We start from the raw sequence: 16,210 nt of genomic DNA, 5'->3' as shown, positions 1-16,210 counted from the left end.
TCCCCCGCCTCGAGCACCGCGGCTGCGTTGCCGGGGGGAGCCGGGCGGCTCCGGGGGCGGCCGGCCACCCGCCCGGCAGCCACCTGGAGGAGGACGACCACCAAGAGCCCGAACATCGGCAACCGCCAGTCGCCGGTCATCGAGCCGACCACGCCGAACGCGAACGGACCCGCCGCGGCGAGCAGGTAGCCCACGCCCTGCCCCATTGCCGACAGCGACTGGGTCTCCGAAGGACTGCGACCGCGGATGTTGAACAAGGTGAGCGTCAGCGGGAAGACGCCGTTGCCGATCCCGAGTGCGGCGGCAAACGCCCAGGAGGCCCACGTCGGAGCGAAGGTGAGGCCTGTCAGGCCCAGGAAGGCGCTCATCGTGAGCACGGTGATCAGGCCCACCTGGGAATAGCGCCGCGCCGCCATCGTCGGCACCACGGCCGAGACCGGGACACTGACCAGGATGGACGCGGCGAGCAGCAGCCCCGCCTGGGTCTCGCCGATCCCGCGGTGCTGCAGCAACGTGGGGAGCCAGCCCATGGTCACGTATGCCGTGGTGGCCTGCGCGCCGAACAGGACGGCCAGGGCCCAGCCGACCGGGCTGCGCCAGACCGACGCCGTGCCGGCCTCGGGGACGTCCGACCGCGCCCCGGAGGGAGCGACGTCGGGCCCCTGACGGGCCCACAGGTGCGGGACCCAGACCACAAGGGCCACCAGGGCGGGCGCCGCCCAGGCCCACAGCGAGATGCGCACGCCGAAGCTGTCGGCCAAGGGCGCCGAGACCGCAGCCGCCAGGGCGGACCCGCCGGCCAGCGCGGCGGTGTAGGCGCCAGTGACCAGGCCGATGCGGTTCGGGGCCCGTTCCTTGACCACGGCGGGCAGCAGCACGTTCGCGACCGCGATACCGATGCAGCACAGCACCGTGCCCACCAGCAGTGCCGCTTCGCCGGCCACCGGACGACCGAACAGGCCGGCCACCAGGATGAGCACCGACAGCGCCATGGCCCGGTCGAGCCCTAGCCGTTTGGCGAGCCAGGGGCTGACGAGGGCGAAGAGGCCGAAACAGAGCACCGGGGCGGCCGTCGCAAAACTGGCTGCCGAGGCCCCGAGGCCGAGCTCAGTCCTGGCACGAGGGAGCACGGGCCCGAGGCTGGTGACCGCAGCGCGCAGGTTGAGGGCGACCAGCACGGTCATGACCAGGGCCCAGGCCACTTTCCGAGGCCGGGCGGCGACACGGCGACGAGGCAATGGGGTCGGGACGGGCACTGACGTAGGGTAGCAAGACATGGGATGACCGGATGTCTGGAGGAACACCGATGCCGCTCGAGACCACGCAACGCCGCGGCCTGGTCGGGCAGACCATCGAGCAGCTCAGCAGGCTGATCGAGTCCGGCGAGTGGGAGGTCGGCGAGCGCATCCCTGCGGAGGCCGACCTCGCTGCTGCGCTCGGCGTGGGGCGCAACACGGTCCGAGAGGCGGTGCGGGCGCTGGCCCACCTGGGGGTCCTCGACGTCCGGCACGGCGCCGGCACCTTCGTGGTCTCCACCAGCAGCGTGTCCGGCCCGGTGCGGCGGCTGCTCGCAGACTCGGAGGTGCGTCACGTCACCGAGGTGCGACGCGCCCTGGAGGTCGAAGCGGCACGACTCGCCACACAGCGTCGGACCCGCGCCGACCTGACCCGCCTGTCCAAGGCGCTCGAACGCCGCGACGCGGCCTGGGACCGCAACGACGCCGCGGGCTGGGCGGCCGACGACGCGGCCTTCCACGCGCTGCTCGTGGCCGCGAGTCACAACCCGCTTCTGGTGCAGCTCTACAACGACGTGGCGGGAGCCGTGGAGGAGTCCCTCGCGAGGTGGAGCGGGCCCGACCTCGCCCAGGCGGAGTGGGTCGACCACCGACCGATCGTCACCGCCCTCACGGCCCGTGACGCCGACGCCGCGGTGCGCGCCGCGGGAGCCCACCTCGACGACCGGTTGCGGTGGTAGCGGCGGCGACTCGCTCGGGCACTCAGTATGGCGTGTGCCCCAGGAAGGCGGTGCGGCCCGCCATCAGCCGGTCCAGCAGGAGACGCTCGGTCGCGAGCATGGACGCGTCGACCTTCCCTCGGTTGATCCTCCGCCGCAGCAGGGCGAGCTCGCTCGCGGTGTCCTGGAAGGCCTCCATCGCCGTGAGCGCCGTCCGGCCTCCCCCCAGCCGTGCCCAGGTGCGCGCTCGGCGCCGCTCGCGCATCGACGCCAGCATGGTGACCTCTCCCGGGCTCAGCCAGCCGCGATCGGCATACGGCACGAGGTGTCGCCCGATGACCCGGCCCTCGTGCCGGCGGATCAAGATGGCCGCGGTCACGAAGGCGAGGAAGACCGGCACCTGCAGCACGGCATACAGGAGCACGTAGCCGGAGGCGCCTGCTGCCGCGGTGAGGTTCCAGAAGCTGTGCAGGGCGATGGCGATGATCAGCCCGGCCGCCGGCACCAGCACGCGCAGGACCTTCCGGTGTGTCGTGACCGCGATGCCGACGGCCAGGCCGGTGCAGCAGGTGAACAGCGGATGGGCGAAGGGCCCCATGACGCCGCGCAGCAGGAAGGTGAAGACCAGCCCATCGCCGCCGTAGTCGTGGAAGGCACGAGCGAGGTAGAGGATGTTCTCCGCGAAGGCGAAGCCGGCGGCCGCGATGCCGGCATAGACGATGCCGTCGACGACGCTGTCCACCTCGCGCCGCCGCAGGAGGAGGATGACCACGAGCGCGGAGGCCTTGAGGACTTCCTCGACCACCGGCGCGACCGCGATCGCCCCGATCGTCATGGCGTCCGCTCCCGCCCGCGAGAGCAGCATCATGGTCGAGGTGTTGACGACGAGGGCCACCGTGCTGGCGACCAGCGCGCCCCACAGGAAGGTCAGCAGCAGCAGTCGCGGAGGTTCGGGCTCGAACCGGTCGAGCCAGAGGAACGCCGGCACGACCACACCGAGCGGCAGCACCGCGAGAACCAGGCCGACAAGGGTGGCCGTCACACCGGCCTCGTGACCGATCGCGGCGACCAGCACCGCGGCGCACACGCCGAAACCGATCACGGTGAGCGACACGCGCAGCCAGGTCCGCAGCACCTGGCTGCGCCCGCGGGTCAGTGCGCCGGCCGGTCCCGCGGATGGGCCAGGAGCCTGCCCTTCGGGCGCAGACCAGGTCATGGGGCCGCAGAGTAGCCGACGTGGCTCTAAGGTGGCTGCCGTGGCTGAGACCGTGAACGAGCGAGCACTGACCGACCGGATCGTCTGGATCGACTGCGAGATGACCGGGCTGGACCTGGGCGCCGACGCCCTCATCGAGGTGGCGGCGCTGGTGACCGACTACGAGCTGGTCCAGCTCGGCGACGGCGTGGACCTGATCATCAAGCCGCCCGCCGAGGCCCTCGAGCAGATGGGTGACTTCGTCCGTGAGATGCACACGAACAGCGGCCTGCTGGCCGAGCTCGAGCAGGGCATCTCCATGGCCGACGCGGAGGCGCAGGTGCTCGACTACGTCCGCGAGTGGGTCACCGAGCCGGGCAAGGCGGTGCTCGGCGGCAACACCGTCGGTACCGACCGGGGCTTCCTGGCCAGGGACATGCCCGAGCTCGAGTCCTACCTGCACTACCGGATCATCGACGTCTCCTCGATCAAGGAGTTGGCCCGGCGCTGGTATCCCCGCGCCTACTTCGCCGCCCCGCGCAAGGCCGGCGGGCACCGAGCCCTGGCCGACATCCGGGAGAGCATCGCCGAGCTGCGCTACTACCGGGAGGCCGTCTTCGTGCCGCCGCCGGGCCCGGACTCCGACACCGCCAAGGTGATCCGCGACCGTCACGAGATCGGCCCGGTGGAGGCCTGACGCCCCGGTTCGGTCCACGGCCCGCGACCGGGTAGCATGGTCGCCGCTGACCGCGTCCCGCGCAGGCCATCCCGGCCGGGGCGCGTCATTCATGGTGGGTGTAGCTCAGCTGGTAGAGCGCCGCGTTGTGGTCGCGGATGTCGCGGGTTCAAGTCCCGTCACTCACCCCACTCAACGAGGGGCCCGGGAGCACCGGGCCCCTTCGTCGCGCGCGGGCGCTCTCAGCGTCCTCACATCCGCGATCGGGACACTCATGGTCATGTCTGCGGACCTTCGCCCCCTGCCCCTGGACACCACCCGCACCGCGCTGCGGTTCGCCGCACTCGTGCTGCTCGCTCTCGCGGCGGTGATGGTCTACTCGGCCGAGTCCGCCTCGGCACACCCTCGGCTGGTGCGCCTCACCCCCGCGGCCAGTGCTGTGCTCACGGCAGAGCCGCAGACCGCCGTGCTGATCTTCAACGAGGACGTGGTCGCGTCCGCGACGGTCGTGACCGTGACCGACAGCACGGGGGCGGGTGTCGCAAGCGGGTCGGCGTCGGTCGAGGGCCGCCGGGTCGTGCTCCCGCTGCGGCGCCACCTGGGCGGCGGCACCTACACCGTCACCTACCGCGTCGTCGGCGGCGGGCAGGCGGCGTCCGGACGGTCCACCTTCAGCCTGCTCCCGACATCCACGGTTCGCGCACACCCCTCGATTTCTTAACCGGGGCCCGATCCTGCTAATGTTTCGCCTCGCGCGCCGTTAGCTCAATTGGCAGAGCAGCTGACTCTTAATCAGCGGGTTCGGGGTTCGAGTCCCTGACGGCGCACTCCATCACGAGGAACGCCTGTTACGCGTTGACCGTCCGCGTTCGGTGTCGGTCGCCTCATACGTCACCTCAGCGGAGGGGTCACGGCCCGAGACGGTGGCGTCAGTTCCCGGCCGGTCACCTCTTCCGGCCAGATCCTGACCCAGACCGCGTCTGCGGTTGCTGGAAGCCAACTGACAGGCGCCGTCCGATCCAGCGCCTCCGACTCCGTGCCATCCTCGATCCACTCGACGACGCCCTTCACCAGCACGCTCCATCCGGTCCGGGACGCTTCGTCGAAGTCATCCGCTTCGAAGGACACCGGAGCTCCGTTCGGAAGGGCCTCGAGCTTGGAGCCCCAGTCCGTACGGAAGGAGACGGTCGTCCCGCTGACGAAGTGGTTGACCGGCAGCATCACGATGTCACCGCCGCTACGAAGTCCCAGCCGGCCGACGGGAACCTCGCGGAGACGTCGCAAGCATTCGTCGAACGACAACACGGTTGAACCGCGATGGTCCGTCCCGAGCGACGGAACCTGTGAGTCGCCGTAGGTTGTCATGACCTGCTCCTTCATTGGACGGAACCACCGAAGGGATGGGCTCCTGATGCCTCAGACCCACCATCTCCCCACGGCCACGGGGTGGTCAGGGCCCAAAGTCCCGGATGGTCGAATCCTGGGGTGCCACCGCCCGCTCCCTCGGGACCGTGTCAGCAGCGGATGCTCACCGGTCGCGTCCTAAGGGGAAAAGTCTCCGCCTCCAGCGCGCCGAGCCCGGTGGCCGGGGCCTCCGCCACCCGCGAGCGGGATCACCGATCCGGAGGCTCTTCCTCCCTGTGCCGGCCTAGAAGCGCTGCGGGGCGTCCCCCAACCAGCCGCCGTCCTTCATCACCGCCACGATCTCGAGGTCGTCATCGAGAACGAGCACGTCGGCTGCGAATCCCGGCGTGAGACAGCCGACGTGGTCCAGTCCGAGTGCGCGTGCGGGCGTGGACGCGGCCGAGGCGACCGCGTCCGCAATGGCGATGCCGTCACGCACGGCATTGACGAACGCACGGTGCACATCGACCGTACTGCCGGCGAGCGCGCCACCCTCGGCGAGCCGCGCGGCTCCGTCACGGACCACGACGCCGAGGCCTCCGAGCAGGTAGTCGCCGTCGCTGAGACCTGCCGCGGAGATGGCGTCGCTGACCAGGGAGGTGCGGCCACCCGCCACGGCGAAGACATGCCGCACGACTGAGGGATGCAGGTGTTCGTGGTCGTGGATCAGCTCGACGGTCACCCGCTCGTCGTCGAGCAGGGCAAGGACCGGGCCCGGTTCCCGATGGTGCAAGGGAGCCATTGCGTTGAACAGGTGCGTGGCGACGGTGGCGCCCGCACCGATTGCTTCGCGCGCCACGGCATACGTCGCGTCGGTGTGGCCGACAGCTGCCACCGCGCCGGCTGCGATGACGGCGCGGACCGCAGCGATCCCACCTGCGCGCTCAGGCGCGATCGTCACCATCCGCACTGCGCCCCGCCCCGCGTCGAGCAGCTGCCGCACCAGCTCGGGGTCCGGGTCACGCAGCAGCGCCGGGTCGTGGGCACCACAGCGGCCCTCGGACAGGAACGGTCCCTCGAGGTGCACACCGGCGACGACACCGTCGGTCACGAGTTCGCGCAGCCGAGCGACAGATTCGACCATCTCGCCAACGGGGCGGGACACCAGGCTCGCGACCACCGTGGTGCTCCCCCGCAACCGGTGGTGGGCCACGGCTCGGCGGACCGCTTCGGGCTCACCGGACTGGAAGCTCTCGCCGCCACCACCGTGGACGTGGGTGTCGACGAACCCCGGGACGAGCCACCGGCCGCCGAGGTCCAATTCCGTGTCGCCCGGTGCCGGACGGTCGGCCACCTCGACGATCCGGTCGCCGTCGACCCGCAGCGCAACCGAGTCCACGACGTCCTCGGGCAGAACGATTCGGGCGTTGGTCAGCGCGAGCGTCATCGGTCTGCCTCCAGCAGGTTCGTACCATCGGTCCGCGCCCCGGCGCGTGGCGCCATTCTCGCCGAGCGGCGCCCGCGGTCCCTCACCGGCATCCGTGACCACCAGGCCCTCCGACAGCGCGGTCGTCTATTTCGACCGGGGCCACGCCACCTGAGCCGGCGCAGCACGCGACGGTAGCGTGATCCCTGCATTCCGATCGACCCGATCGACCCGACCACTCGTCCCTGGAGGAAGCGCCGATGCGAGCACTCGTGAAGCCCGAGGCCGGCCCCGGCCTGGAGCTGGTGGATCGGCCCGAGCCGAAGGTGGGCCCCGGCGAGGTCAAGATCCGGGTGCTTCGGGCGGGCCTGTGCGGCACCGACCTGCACCTGGACCAGTGGGACGACTGGGCCGCCTCCACCGTGCGCCCGCCACTGGTCCTGGGCCACGAGTTCTTCGGCGAGGTCGTCGAGGTGGCGGCGGACGTCGACTCGGTGCAGGTCGGTCAGAAGGCCTCCGGCGAGGGACACGTGGTCTGCGGCACCTGTCGCAACTGCCGGGCCGGGCGCCGCCACCTGTGCATCCGCACCAATAGCGTCGGCGTCAACCGGGACGGTGCCTTCGCCGACTTCGTCGTGATCCCCGCGAGCAACGTGTGGGTCCAGCCCGACGACCTCGACCCGGACCTGGGGGCCGTCTTCGACCCGCTCGGCAACGCGGTCCACACCACCTTGAGCTTTCCCCTCGCCGGCGAGGACGTGCTCGTCACCGGCGCCGGCCCGATCGGGGTGATGTCCGCGGCCGTGGCCCGGCACGTCGGCGCCCGCAAGGTCGTCGTCACCGACGTCAGCGACTACCGTCTCGACCTCGCCCGCGGCGCCGGCGCCGACCTCGTGGTCAACGTCGCCGAGCGCCGGGTGGCCGAGGCCCAGCGTGAGCTCGGCATGCGCGAGGGCTTCGACATCGGCCTCGAGATGTCCGGCAACCCGTCGGCCGTCGAGGAGATGCTGGCCAACATGAACCACGGCGGACGGATCGCCATGCTCGGCCTGCCGAAGGACCCCTTCCCCATCGACTGGGGCCGCGTCATCACCCACATGATCACCATCAAGGGCATCTACGGCCGGCAGATGTATGACACGTGGTATGCCATGAGCTCGATGCTGCAGACCTCGGATCGGCTGCGTGAGGCCGTCGCGTCGGTCATCACCCACCGCTTCCCCGCCGAGCAGTGGCAGGACGGTTTCGACGCGGCCCGTTCCGGGCGGTGTGGCAAGGTCGTCCTCGACTGGAGCTGACCACCTCGGCACGCACCCGGCATACGACCAGAGCGACGACGAAAGGGCACCGATGTATGGATCAGTGAAGGACGAGATCGGCACCACTTTGCAGGAGATCCGCGACGCGGGCCTGTTCAAGGACGAGCGGCGGCTGACCTCGCCACAGTCGGCGCACATCACCACGGCCAAGGCGGACGCACTCAACTTCTGTGCCAACAACTACCTCGGTCTCGCCGACAACCCCGACGTCAAGGCGGCCGCTGCTGCGGCGCTTGACGACTGGGGCTTCGGGATGGCGTCCGTCCGCTTCATCTGCGGGACGCAGGAACTGCACAAGCAGCTCGAGTCCGCGATCTCGGACTTCCTCGGCACCGACGACACGATCCTCTACTCGTCCTGCTTCGACGCCAACGGTGGCGTCTTCGAGGTGCTGCTCGGCGCCGACGACGTGGTCATCTCCGACGAGCTCAACCACGCCTCGCTGATCGACGGCATCCGGCTGTGCAAGGCCCGCCGGCTCCGCTACAAGAACGCCGACATGGCGGACCTGCGGGCCCAGCTCGAGTCCGCCTCCGACGCGCGGCGCAAGCTCATCGTCACCGACGGCGTCTTCTCGATGGACGGCTACTTCGCACCGCTGGATGAGATCTGTGACCTGGCCGACGAATTCGGCGCCATGGTGCTCGTCGACGATTCGCACGCCGTCGGCTTCGTCGGCGAAGGCGGCCGCGGCACGCCGGAGCACTTCGCTGTCATGGACCGGGTGGACATCCTCACCGGCACCCTCGGCAAGGCCCTCGGCGGCGCATCGGGCGGCTACGTCGCAGCGCACCAGGAGATCGTCGACCTGCTGCGCCAGCGTTCGCGCCCCTACCTGTTCTCCAACGCCGTCGCCCCGACCGTGGCCGCGGGCTCGATCAAGGCGATCGAGCTGGCACGCACCTCGGACGAGGGCCGAGAAGCACTGCGGCGCAACGCCGAGCTCTTCCGCACGCTCATGACGGAGGCCGGGTTCGAGCTGCTGCCGGGCACCCACGCGATCATCCCGGTGATGTTCGCCGGCGAGGACGGTGCCCGCAAGGCCGCCGCGATCGCCGACGCCATGCTCGAGCACGGCGTCTACGTGATCGCGTTCTCGTTCCCCGTCGTCCCGGTCGGGAAGGCCCGCATCCGGGTGCAGATGTCGGCGGCCCACAGCGAGGACGACGTGCGCAGGTGTGTGGAGGCCTTCACTGCCGCGCGGGCCCAGGTCGGCTGACCTCCGGAGTCGTTGCCCACGGTGGGCTGATCCCCGGCGGCGCTGCGCACGGAGTCGGCGAGCCAAGGCCGGGCCCGGGCAGGCCGAGGGTCTGGGGCAACCATCCCCTCAGAGGTAGAGGCCCGTCTGGCCGTCGTCGACGCGCGGGGCCGCGACGGCGTGGATGTCCCGCTCGCGGAGCAGGACGTATTCCTTGCTGTGCAGCTCCACCTCGCCACGGTCCTCGGGGTCGAAGAGCACGCGGTCACCCACCTGCACCTGGCGGACGTTCTGGCCGGTGGCCACCACCTGCGCCCACGCCAGGCGCTTGCCGACGCTCGCGGTCGCCGGTATGACGATGCCGCCGCCCGACCGGCGCTCACCCGCCTCGTCCTCGAGGGAGACCAGCACCCGGTCGTGCAGCATCCGGATCGGCAGGCGTTCACCTGTCGTGCCGCGGGAGTCAGCCACGCCGACGACGCAACAGACCCATCCCGACCAGCACTGCGGAGACGGCCCCGAGGATGGCGCTGATCCGCTCGGTGCGCAGCTCGCCGTCCGGCGCACGGGTCGCCTCGTCGAGCTTGAGCCGTGCGGCCTCCTTCTGCCGCCGCGCGATCTCCTTGGGCTGGGCCCGGAACGCGAGCTCGTCCACCGTGCCCGCCAGTCGCTGGCGGGCCGCCGCGATGTCGGACTCGATCTCGCTCACGGACCTGGTGCCCTGCTCACTGTCCTTGGCCATGTCTCGGGTCCCTTCAAGAGGCTGGTGCGACCATAACGCACACTAGACGGTGTCATCACGCAGCGAGAACACCATCCGGCCCCACACCCTATGGAGGAACCATGCCGCGCCTCGACACGGGACAGCCCGCCCCAGCCTTCACGCTGAACGACCAGGACGGCCGCGCCGTGTCGCTGTCGGACTACGCCGGCCGGCGGCTGATCATCTTCTTCTACCCGGCGGCGATGACGCCGGGGTGCACCAAGGAGGCGTGCGACTTCCGCGACAGCCTGGACCGGCTGCGGAGCGAAGGCTTCGACGTCGTGGGCATCAGCCCGGACAAGCCGGAGAAGCTGAAGAAGTTCGAGGAGAAGGAGGGGCTGACCTATCCCCTGCTCTCCGACACGGACAAGGCCGTGATGAACTCCTACGGCGCCTTCGGCGAGAAGACCCTCTACGGCAAGAAGGTCACCGGCGTCATCCGCTCGACCATCGTCGTCGGCACCGACGGCACGGTGGAGCTCGCCCGCTACAACGTCAAGGCGACCGGCCACGTCGCCTCGCTGCGCAAGGCCCTGAAGCTGGACGCCTGAGCGGACGCCGCCGCCATACGGCCTTGGAGCCGACAGCGGCGAGGATGGAGGCCGGTATGCCGGGTGCCCACCACGCGAGGCGCCGCACCTGCGTAGCATCGGGTCCGCGCGGAAGTGGTGGAACTGGTAGACACGCAGGATTTAGGTTCCTGTGCCTTCGGGCGTGAGGGTTCGAGTCCCTTCTTCCGCACGGGTGACGAGGGTGGACATCATGATTCCTGCCAAGCGCACGGCGGTGGGCCGGCCGGGGGACGACCTGGCCGTCCGCGCCGGCCCGGGCCTGCCCCACGGGCTCGTCCTGCCCGCCACCGAGCTCGAGGAACAGTTCGCCCGGTCCTCCGGACCCGGCGGCCAGAAGGTCAACACCAGCGACACCAAGGTGCAGCTGCGGTATGCCGTGGGCGAGTCCACCGCACTCGACGACCGGCAACGGGCCCGCGCCCTGGTCAGGCTGGGCGACCGCTTCCCGGATGGTGTGGTCCTGATCATCGCGAGCGAGCACCGCTCCCAGCACCAGAACCGGGTCGCTGCGCGGCAACGGCTCGCCTCGCTGCTGCGCGAGGCGCTCGCTCCCCCACCGCCCGCACGCCGCGCCACCAGGCCGACACGCAGTTCGCAACGAAGACGCCTGCAGGCCAAGCGGATCCGCTCCCAGACCAAGGCTGCCCGCGGTCGCGTCAGACCGGACGAGTGACCGGGCGATCCGGCGCCGGCGGGGATCGATGAAGCTACGGTTCAGCGCACCGTGACGGTGACGGTGTGCCAGCCGCTGGCCCCGTTGGGCGCCGGCATCGCGTGCGCCGAGGTCTGCAGGTTGCCGTCGCCGTCCGTGGCACGCACCGAGAGTGTGTGGCTGCCGTGGGTGGCCTCCCAGGGCAGGACCCACTGGCGCCAGGCGTCGATCGACGGCTCGGCCGCGAGCTTGGCCTGCCGCCAGGGCCCGTCGTCGACCCGGACCTCGACCTTGTCGATGCCACGATGCTGCGCCCACGCCACTCCGGCGACCGCGACCGTGCCGGCGTCCACGGTGGCGCCGCTGCGCGGCACGTCGATGCGCGAGGCCGTCTTGATCGGGCCACGGGCCGACCAGCCCTTGTCGGTCCAGTAGCCCATGTCCCGCGCGAAGGTCGTCAGCTTGAGGTCGACCACCCACTTGGTGGCCGAGACGTAGCCGTAGAGGCCGGGCACGACCAGACGCACCGGGAAGCCGTGCTCGAGCGGCAGCGGCCGGCCGTTCATCCCCACGGCGAGCAGGGCGTTGCGGTCGTCGGTGAGCGCGGTGAGCGGCGTGCCCGCGGTCCACCCGTCCTCGCTGCGGGACAGCACCATGTCCGCGCCTGGCTCGACCCCGGCTTCGGCCAGGATCTCGCGGACCGGCCAGCCGGTCCAGACCGCGTTGCCGACCAGGTCCCCACCCACCTCGTTGGAGACGCAGGTGAGGGTCGTCAGCTGCTGCTGCATCGGCTTGGCGAGCAGCTGGTCCCAGGTCAGGGTGACCTCCCGGCGCACCATCCCGTGCACGCGGATCCGCCACGTGGCCGGATCGACCTGCGGGACGACCAGCGCGGTGTCGATGCGGTAGAAGTCCTGTCCCGACACGACATACGGACTGATCCCGGGCACCGACAGCTGGGCTGACGACGGCACCCTGACCGGGTGTGCGACGCGCGGGACGCGGAGCTTCTTCCTGGCGGCGAGGACCTGCTGGGTGCGTCCGCCGAACCGCTGGCCGGCGGCTGTCGCCACCACGCCCAGCGCCGCCAGCACGCCTCCCATCGCGAGGAACCCCCGGCGGTCGAGCAGCGACTGCCCGGCGCCGCCACGGGAGACCACGTCGGCGCGCGTCCCCGCGCGGCCCCAGAGCGTGCTGAGTGTCCAGAGGCCGAGCAGCGTCCCCACGACGGTCGGGATGACGTCGCCACCGGCCGAGCCGGGCCGACTGAGCACGGCTGCGGCGCCGACCGCACCGAGCAGGGCGAAGGCGACCAGTCCCACGACCGGTCGTCGCGCGCCCCACCATCCGATCAGGCCGCAGAGGATCGCGAGCACCAGACCCATGCCGACGAAGAGGGCCAGCTTGTCGCGGGTGCCGAAGGCGTTGACGGCGAAGTCCTTCAGCCAGGGCGGAGTCCGGTCCACGAACGCGCCGCCGACGGCCACCACCGGCGAGGCGGTGCTGCTCGACGTCGCCAGTCTCGACAGCACCCCCGCCAGCAAGGTGGCGGCACCGACCGTGACCACGCCCGCGACCAAGCCGGCGAGCGCAGGTGCCCAGGAGCGCTTCACCCCCTCAGGATCCCACGCTCCCGCTCGTCCGGGAACAAGCCGCCGCGCACACCCACACTGTCCAGCCGACGGCAGGAGGCCGAGGACCCCTCATCGACCGCCTTCTCGGGAGGCATCTGCCCCGAACAGTTCGCGCAGGTCCTCGGCGAGCGCACGGAAGGCGTTGCCGCGGTGGGAGACCGCGTTCTTCTCCTCCGGCGAGAACTCGGCCAGGGTGCGGTCACCGCCGTCCACGATCAGCAAGGGGTCGTAACCGAAGCCTCCCGACCCACGGGGTTCGCGGCCGAGGCGGCCCGGGATCCGGCCCTCGCGCACGCGCACGCTGCCGTCCGGGAGCGCCAGCGCGGCAGCGCAGACGAACCCGGCCGCCCGGTGCTCGTCCGGCACGTCCGACAGCTGCGCGAGCAGCAGCTCGTTGTTGCGGCGGTCTTTGTCCGCGCCGGAGGTGCCCGACCACCGCGCGCTGAAGACCCCTGGGCAACCGCCGAGCACGTCCACGGCCAGGCCGGAGTCGTCGGCGATCGCCGGCAGGCCGGTCTCCCGGGCCACGGTCACGGCCTTGAGGGTGGCATTCTCGGCGAAGGTGACGCCCGACTCGACGACGTCCTCCACGTCGGGGAAGGCGGTCACGCCCACTACCTCGAGACCGAGCTCCCCGACGAGGTCGCGCAGGATCGCGTCGAGCTCCTCGACCTTGTGCGCGTTGCGGGTCGCCAGGACGACGCGGGTCACGACCGCCCCTCGCCGAGCGATGCCTGCTGCAGCTGCGTGAGCCGGGCACAGCCGGTCGCCGCGAGGTCGAGCAGCGCGCCCAGGGCCTCGCGATCGAAGGGCTCCGCCTCGGCGGTGCCCTGCACCTCGACGAACCTGCCGTCGCCGGTCATGACGACATTCATGTCGGTGTCGGCGGTGGAGTCCTCGGGGTAGTCCAGGTCGAGCACCGGCGTCCCGGCGACCACCCCGACGCTGACGGCGGCCACCGATCCGGTCAGCGGTTGCGCGGCCTGGGAGATCGCGCCGTTGGCGCGCCCGGTCTCGATCGCGTCGGCGAGGGCGACATAGGCCCCGGTGATGGCGGCGGTGCGCGTGCCACCATCGGCCTGCAGCACGTCGCAGTCGAGCACGATCGTGTTCTCCCCCAGTGCCTTGGTGTCGATGACCGCGCGCAGGCTCCTCCCGACGAGCCGGGAGATCTCGTGCGTGCGGCCGCCGATCCGGCCCTTGACCGACTCGCGGTCCGATCGGGTGTTGGTGGCGCGGGGCAGCATGGCGTACTCCGCGGTCACCCATCCCTGGCCACTGCCCTTGCGCCAACGCGGTACACCCTCGGTGAACGAGGCGGCACACAGCACACGGGTGCGACCGAACTCCACGAGCACGCTCCCCTCGGCGTGGTCGAGCCAGTTGCGGGTGATGCGGATGTCGCGGAGCTGGTCGGCCGCGCGGCCGTCGTGTCGAGTCATGCGTCCAAGGTTAGGGCGACGGCGCGACGGGGGTCAGAGCTGGTATGACGTGTCCGGCGCCGCGAGCTCCACCTCGCCGGGCCAGACCTGCGCGGCCTGGGCACGGCATACGTCCGGGTCGTTCCACGGGGGAAGGTGGGTGAGCATGAGCCGGCGCACCCCGCCCGCGTCCACCGCAGCCCGGGCCGCGCGACGCCCCGTCAGGTGGATGCCGCTCGCGTCGTCGCGGCCCTCGACGAAGGCGGAGTCGGCGAGCACCAGGTCTGCGTCGCGGCAGAGCGGCAGGAGGGCGTCGCAGGTGTCGGTGTCGCCGGTGTAGGCCAGGACCTTGCCGTCGGCCTCGACCCGCACCCCGAACGCCTCGACCGGGTGGTTGACCCGGAACGGCGTGATGGTGAACGGGCCGACCTCGAACGGCTCGCGGTCGGTCATCGTGCGGAAGTCGAACTCCCCTGTCATGCCCTCGGGTTCGCCGAGTCCGTAGGCACTTGCCATGCGCGCCGCGGTGGCCGCCGGGCCGTGGACCGGGATGCGCGAGTGGGGCGCGGTGCAGTGCGGACAGTACTTCTGGGCGACGTAGAGGCCGCAGAGGTCGAGGCAGTGGTCGGCATGCAGGTGGCTGAGCACGACGGCGTCGATGGCACGCACCGGCAGGTGCCGCTGCAGGGCGCCGAGGGCACCGTTGCCGAGGTCGAGCACGAGGCTCCAGGTGCGGCCGTCGTGCTGCGTCTGGACCAGGTAACAGGACGCCGGCGAGGCCGGCCCCGGGAAGGATCCGGAGCAACCGACCGCGGTGAGCCTCATGTCGCCAGCACCGGCAGGCCGCCGACCCGCCCGACTCTGCCGACCTCCGGCCCGAGGAAGCGGCGGGCGAGGTATTCGAAGGCGTCCGGCTCCCCTGTGGTCAGGAACTGGTGCTCCGGTGCGGGCAGCCCGTCGGCGCGCAGGGAGTCGGCGTCGGCGAGGACCCGGTAGACGTCCTTGGCGGTCTCCTCCGCCGACGACACCAGCGTGACGTCCTCGCCCATGACGTAGGAGATGACCCCTGCGAGGAGGGGGTAGTGCGTGCAGCCCAGGATGAGGGTGTCCACATCGGCATCCTTCAGCGGCTGCAGATAGGCGCGGCTGACCTCGATCAGCTCCTTGCCACTGGTGACTCCGGACTCGACGAACTCGACGAACCGGGGACACGGCGCGCTGGTCACGGTGATCTGGGGTGCCGCGGCGAAGGAGTCGATGTAGGCGTGGCTGCGGTGGGTCGCCCGCGTCGAGATCACGCCGACCCGGTCGTTGCTCGTCGCCGCGACGGCCCGGCGGACCGCCGGCCGGATGACCTCGACGACCGGCACGTCATACCGCTCCCGGGCGTCGTGCAGCATGGCTGCCGACGCGGAGTTGCAGGCGATGACGAGAATCTTGACGCCGTGGTCGACGAGGCGGTCCAGGCACTCGAGGGCGAACTGGCGGACCTCGGCGATGGGGCGGGGGCCGTAGGGCGCGCGCTGGGTGTCTCCCACGTAGACGACCGACTCCTGCGGCAGCTGGTCGAGCACGGCACGGGCGACGGTCAGGCCGCCGAAGCCGGAGTCGAAGATGCCGATGGGTGCGTCAACCACGACCTGAGGGTACGGCCCCCTTGCGACCGAGCCCGAATCCTGAACGCGTCGAGTGCGTCACACCGGCACGTCGGGCCACGCGTAATGTGGTGGTGGAGGCGCTCACCCGGCGCCCCGTGGGGTGCTGGGAGCGAGTCGAAAGGTCCTGATCTGATGCAGATCCACCACGTGCGTGCGCACCGCAGCGGGGACGAGCTGGCCCGGGTGGACCAGCTCGCCTGGCAGCTCGCACGGCTCGCCGCTGACGAAGTGGAGGTCGACGGCGACGTCACCGAGATGGTGATCAACCGGGTCATCGACAACGCGGCAGTCGCGGCGGCCTCCCTGCTGCGCGCGGCCCCGGCGGCCGCGCGGGCGCAGGCCCTGGCGCATCCGCCGTCGACCGGCGGCGCCGGCGCGACCGTGGTCGGCGTGCCGCC

The 16,210-nt window shown here is 71.1% G+C and carries 18 protein-coding genes, 3 tRNA genes and 1 pseudogene; 11 read left to right on the top strand and 11 right to left on the bottom strand.

Annotation, left to right across the window (positions count from 1 at the left end):
* Window positions 1-1,202 (bottom strand): MFS transporter (locus FRW57_RS07015; protein ID WP_203230237.1); only part of this gene is annotated, 1,202 nt, incomplete at its 3' end.
* Between the two features lie 104 nt (window positions 1,203-1,306).
* Here FRW57_RS07015 and FRW57_RS07010 point away from each other — a divergent pair.
* Window positions 1,307-1,975: a FadR/GntR family transcriptional regulator gene (locus FRW57_RS07010; protein WP_152185651.1), complete on the top strand. Its 669-nt coding sequence runs from the start codon at window positions 1,307-1,309 to the stop codon at window positions 1,973-1,975.
* A 22-nt stretch (window positions 1,976-1,997) separates the two neighbouring features.
* Here the strand turns inward: FRW57_RS07010 and FRW57_RS07005 are convergent, their stop codons facing one another.
* Complete coding sequence (locus tag FRW57_RS07005; protein ID WP_162308223.1) at window positions 1,998-3,170, bottom strand: PrsW family intramembrane metalloprotease; 1,173 nt, start codon at window positions 3,168-3,170, stop codon at window positions 1,998-2,000.
* A gap of 40 nt (window positions 3,171-3,210) precedes the next feature.
* Here FRW57_RS07005 and orn point away from each other — a divergent pair, with 40 nt between their 5' ends.
* The 4 genes from orn (at window position 3,211) to FRW57_RS06985 (ending at window position 4,652) form a co-directional block, all read left to right on the top strand.
* Window positions 3,211-3,846 carry an oligoribonuclease gene (gene orn / locus FRW57_RS07000; RefSeq protein WP_274381604.1) on the top strand — a complete coding sequence of 212 codons (636 nt, stop codon included), beginning with the start codon at window positions 3,211-3,213 and terminating at the stop codon, window positions 3,844-3,846.
* A gap of 94 nt (window positions 3,847-3,940) precedes the next feature.
* Window positions 3,941-4,016: transfer RNA gene (locus FRW57_RS06995), tRNA-His, on the top strand.
* Window positions 4,017-4,105: 89 nt separating this feature from the next.
* Entirely contained in the window at window positions 4,106-4,546 is a 441-nt protein-coding gene (locus FRW57_RS06990; RefSeq protein ID WP_162529294.1) for a copper resistance CopC family protein, read from the top strand.
* A 33-nt stretch (window positions 4,547-4,579) separates the two neighbouring features.
* Window positions 4,580-4,652: transfer RNA gene (locus tag FRW57_RS06985), tRNA-Lys, on the top strand.
* A 64-nt stretch (window positions 4,653-4,716) separates the two neighbouring features.
* Here the strand turns inward: FRW57_RS06985 and FRW57_RS06980 are convergent.
* Together FRW57_RS06980 and nagA are read right to left on the bottom strand one after the other, a co-directional pair.
* The gene (locus FRW57_RS06980; protein ID WP_162308225.1) at window positions 4,717-5,190 is read right to left on the bottom strand and encodes a pyridoxamine 5'-phosphate oxidase family protein; all 474 of its coding nucleotides are present in this window, start codon (window positions 5,188-5,190) and stop codon (window positions 4,717-4,719) included.
* A gap of 283 nt (window positions 5,191-5,473) precedes the next feature.
* Window positions 5,474-6,616 (bottom strand): N-acetylglucosamine-6-phosphate deacetylase, encoded by a 1,143-nt coding sequence (gene nagA / locus FRW57_RS06975; RefSeq protein WP_152185649.1) that lies wholly within the window; start codon window positions 6,614-6,616, stop codon window positions 5,474-5,476.
* Between the two features lie 239 nt (window positions 6,617-6,855).
* On the opposite strand from nagA, the gene tdh reads away from it, so the two are divergent.
* The gene (gene tdh / locus FRW57_RS06970; RefSeq protein WP_152185648.1) at window positions 6,856-7,893 is read left to right on the top strand and encodes an L-threonine 3-dehydrogenase; all 1,038 of its coding nucleotides are present in this window, start codon (window positions 6,856-6,858) and stop codon (window positions 7,891-7,893) included.
* Window positions 7,894-7,945: 52 nt separating this feature from the next.
* Window positions 7,946-9,133 (top strand): glycine C-acetyltransferase, encoded by a 1,188-nt coding sequence (locus FRW57_RS06965; protein WP_137122350.1) that lies wholly within the window; start codon window positions 7,946-7,948, stop codon window positions 9,131-9,133.
* A gap of 108 nt (window positions 9,134-9,241) precedes the next feature.
* Here the strand turns inward: FRW57_RS06965 and FRW57_RS06960 are convergent, their stop codons facing one another.
* Together FRW57_RS06960 and FRW57_RS06955 are read right to left on the bottom strand one after the other, a co-directional pair.
* Window positions 9,242-9,538 (bottom strand): GroES family chaperonin, encoded by a 297-nt coding sequence (locus FRW57_RS06960; RefSeq protein WP_137122372.1) that lies wholly within the window; start codon window positions 9,536-9,538, stop codon window positions 9,242-9,244.
* A gap of 37 nt (window positions 9,539-9,575) precedes the next feature.
* Entirely contained in the window at window positions 9,576-9,854 is a 279-nt protein-coding gene (locus tag FRW57_RS06955) for a DUF3618 domain-containing protein (protein ID WP_137122351.1), read from the bottom strand.
* Window positions 9,855-9,955: 101 nt separating this feature from the next.
* Between FRW57_RS06955 and bcp the strand changes: the two genes are divergently transcribed.
* From bcp to arfB, 3 genes are all read left to right on the top strand, one after another.
* Window positions 9,956-10,426, top strand: coding sequence for a thioredoxin-dependent thiol peroxidase (gene bcp / locus FRW57_RS06950; protein ID WP_137122352.1), 471 nt, complete (start codon window positions 9,956-9,958; stop codon window positions 10,424-10,426).
* 108 nt (window positions 10,427-10,534) lie between these two features.
* Window positions 10,535-10,616: transfer RNA gene (locus FRW57_RS06945), tRNA-Leu, on the top strand.
* A gap of 21 nt (window positions 10,617-10,637) precedes the next feature.
* Window positions 10,638-11,120 carry an alternative ribosome rescue aminoacyl-tRNA hydrolase ArfB gene (gene arfB / locus FRW57_RS06940; protein ID WP_152185647.1) on the top strand — a complete coding sequence of 161 codons (483 nt, stop codon included), beginning with the start codon at window positions 10,638-10,640 and terminating at the stop codon, window positions 11,118-11,120.
* A 41-nt stretch (window positions 11,121-11,161) separates the two neighbouring features.
* Here arfB and FRW57_RS06935 read toward each other — a convergent pair whose 3' ends face one another.
* The 5 genes from FRW57_RS06935 to murI all read right to left on the bottom strand — a co-directional run bounded on the left by FRW57_RS06935 (window position 11,162) and on the right by murI (window position 15,791).
* Window positions 11,162-12,712: a molybdopterin-dependent oxidoreductase gene (locus tag FRW57_RS06935; RefSeq protein WP_152185646.1), complete on the bottom strand. Its 1,551-nt coding sequence runs from the start codon at window positions 12,710-12,712 to the stop codon at window positions 11,162-11,164.
* Window positions 12,713-12,802: 90 nt separating this feature from the next.
* Window positions 12,803-13,444: an RdgB/HAM1 family non-canonical purine NTP pyrophosphatase gene (rdgB, locus tag FRW57_RS06930; protein ID WP_152185645.1), complete on the bottom strand. Its 642-nt coding sequence runs from the start codon at window positions 13,442-13,444 to the stop codon at window positions 12,803-12,805.
* The gene (gene rph / locus FRW57_RS06925) at window positions 13,441-14,175 is read right to left on the bottom strand and encodes a ribonuclease PH (RefSeq protein ID WP_137122356.1); all 735 of its coding nucleotides are present in this window, start codon (window positions 14,173-14,175) and stop codon (window positions 13,441-13,443) included. The genes rdgB and rph overlap by 4 nt, the downstream gene beginning before the upstream one ends.
* A gap of 33 nt (window positions 14,176-14,208) precedes the next feature.
* Complete coding sequence (locus FRW57_RS06920; RefSeq protein ID WP_152185644.1) at window positions 14,209-14,979, bottom strand: MBL fold metallo-hydrolase; 771 nt, start codon at window positions 14,977-14,979, stop codon at window positions 14,209-14,211.
* Complete coding sequence (gene murI / locus FRW57_RS06915; protein ID WP_137122358.1) at window positions 14,976-15,791, bottom strand: glutamate racemase; 816 nt, start codon at window positions 15,789-15,791, stop codon at window positions 14,976-14,978. The genes FRW57_RS06920 and murI overlap by 4 nt, the downstream gene beginning before the upstream one ends.
* Window positions 15,792-15,944: 153 nt before the next feature.
* Here murI and FRW57_RS06910 point away from each other — a divergent pair.
* A pseudogene (locus FRW57_RS06910) lies at window positions 15,945-16,210 on the top strand (MmgE/PrpD family protein); the annotation flags it as partial.

This window comes from Segeticoccus rhizosphaerae (genome assembly GCF_009192725.1).
Taxonomy (GTDB): Bacteria; Actinomycetota; Actinomycetes; order Actinomycetales; family Dermatophilaceae; genus Segeticoccus; species Segeticoccus rhizosphaerae.
This window is presented reverse-complemented; position numbering and strand designations above follow the sequence as displayed.